At 67.6% G+C, this 1,583-nt stretch carries 3 protein-coding genes; 1 reads left to right on the top strand and 2 read right to left on the bottom strand.

All coding sequences use genetic code 11. The features are described 5' to 3' along the window. Positions 1–303, top strand: a 303-nt coding sequence (locus tag DD1DGNOD_RS02955; protein ID WP_206442919.1) for a type II toxin-antitoxin system VapC family toxin, incomplete at its 5' end; no start/stop codon positions are given. Positions 304–437: 134 nt separating this feature from the next. Here DD1DGNOD_RS02955 and DD1DGNOD_RS02950 read toward each other — a convergent pair. Continuing rightward, positions 438–1,163 (bottom strand): response regulator, encoded by a 726-nt coding sequence (locus DD1DGNOD_RS02950; RefSeq protein WP_131769387.1) that lies wholly within the window; start codon positions 1,161–1,163, stop codon positions 438–440. Further along, positions 1,160–1,583 (bottom strand): sensor histidine kinase (locus DD1DGNOD_RS02945; RefSeq protein ID WP_131769391.1); only part of this gene is annotated, 424 nt, incomplete at its 5' end. The genes DD1DGNOD_RS02945 and DD1DGNOD_RS02950, both read right to left, overlap by 4 nt.

The following is a 1,583-nucleotide window of genomic DNA, read 5'->3' as shown; positions in this document are numbered from 1 at the left end:
GCCGTGAACTACGTGAAGGCCGCTGTAGTTGTCGACTCGGCTCGTGACCCGGTTGCGAGCCGCCGGTTCGACGAACTCGTCAGAGTGGCCGACGTAGAAGTGGTCGCGGTGACGGTGGAACACGCGACGCTCGCCCGGCAGGCCTACCGAGACTTCGGTAGGGGCATTGGCAGCCCTGCCCGGTTGAACTTCGGCGACTGCTTCGCGTACGCACTCGTGGCTCAACGACGCGAACCGCTGTTGTTCAAGGGTGAGGATTTTATCCACACTGATCTCGTCGCGGCGGAATTTCCTGGCGAGTAGGAGACCGTGCTCATCTGGCTCAACGGACCCAACGGCGTCGGTAAGACGCAGGCGACGTTCGAACTGCAACCATCTCAAGTGTCCAGCCGTATGATGCGCTCCGAGGCGTGCCGGCGCAGCTGGTCGCAGGCCAATCAACTGCCTGTCCACCGGTAGAGGTGTTCCGGACGTCCGGAGCTGCCGTAGCGGCTCGAGCGTGTCGCCAGTCGTTGATCGGCGAGTCGTTCCAGGTAGCGCCGTGCGGTGACGCGTGAAATGCCGACCTCGGCCGCCACGTCCGCGGTGCTCATATCCGCCGTGCCAGGTTGGGCGTCGGCCTTACGCAGGCAGCTGACGACGGCGTCCAAGGTGTCCGTCGACAGTCCTTTCGGCTGTTGGACGGTGTCGAGGTCGGCGCTGCGTAACGTCGCCAGGGCGCGGTCGACGTCGCGCTGGCCGAGTAGGTCCAGGTCGGCGTCCGCAGTGACCTGCATCCGATAGGCCGTGTACCGTTCGAGGCGGTCACGGAACGCGGCGAAGGTGAACGGTTTGACGATGTACTGGACCACCCCGTATGCAACCGCCGACCGGACCGTGGGCAGGTCACGCGCCGAGGTCACCGCGATGATGTCCACCAGTGCGCCGCCACCGCGCAGGGCGCGACAGATGTCGAGCCCGCCGATGTCGGGCAGGACGAAGTCCAGCAGTACGAGGTCGACGTTACCCAGGCCGGCGAGGCGGAGTGCGTGGCGGCCGCTGGTGGCGACGCCGGCGACGACGAACCCGGGAAGCCGTTCGACGTAGCTGCGGTGCGCGTCTGCGATGATCGGGTCGTCCTCGACGACCAGGGTGCGGATGGGCTCGCCGGTCACGGTAGTCATGGCGTCGTCAGGCCGGCAGTTGCGCGTCGTGCCGGCTCTGTCGCGTCCTGCCGAGGGATGCGGACAGTGAACACCGCGCCGCACTCGCGCCCCACCTCGATCTGGCCGCCGTGGCGCCGGACGACCTGGCGGACCAGGGCGAGCCCGAGGCCACGTGCTCGACCGTGTCCCCCGTCGCCGCTCGACGTGCTCGCCTTGGTGGTCCAACCTCGTTCGAACGCCGCCGCGACCTGCGACGGGTCGAGGCCGGGACCGCTGTCGGCGACCCGGACCATGAGGCCGTCGTGGTCGCTACACACGGCGACTGTCACCCGCCGTGGGGGGTCACCGGCTGCTGCGGCCTCGATCGCGTTGTCGATGAGGTTGCCGACGACCGTCACAAGCTCCCCCGACTCGATGTCGAACATCTCGAACCGGGTG

Origin of the sequence: Candidatus Protofrankia californiensis (assembly GCF_900634765.1) — a bacterium.
Taxonomy (GTDB): Bacteria; Actinomycetota; Actinomycetes; order Frankiales; family Frankiaceae; genus Protofrankia; species Protofrankia californiensis.
The sequence above is the reverse complement of the archived record's forward strand: the minus strand, read 5'-3'. Positions and strand labels throughout refer to the sequence as shown.

Bases quoted from the DNA above. Each gene is read 5' to 3' on its own strand.
- DD1DGNOD_RS02950 (WP_131769387.1), bottom strand. From the start codon at position 1,163: ATGACTACCGTGACCGGCGAGCCCATCCGCACCCTGGTCGTCGAGGAC.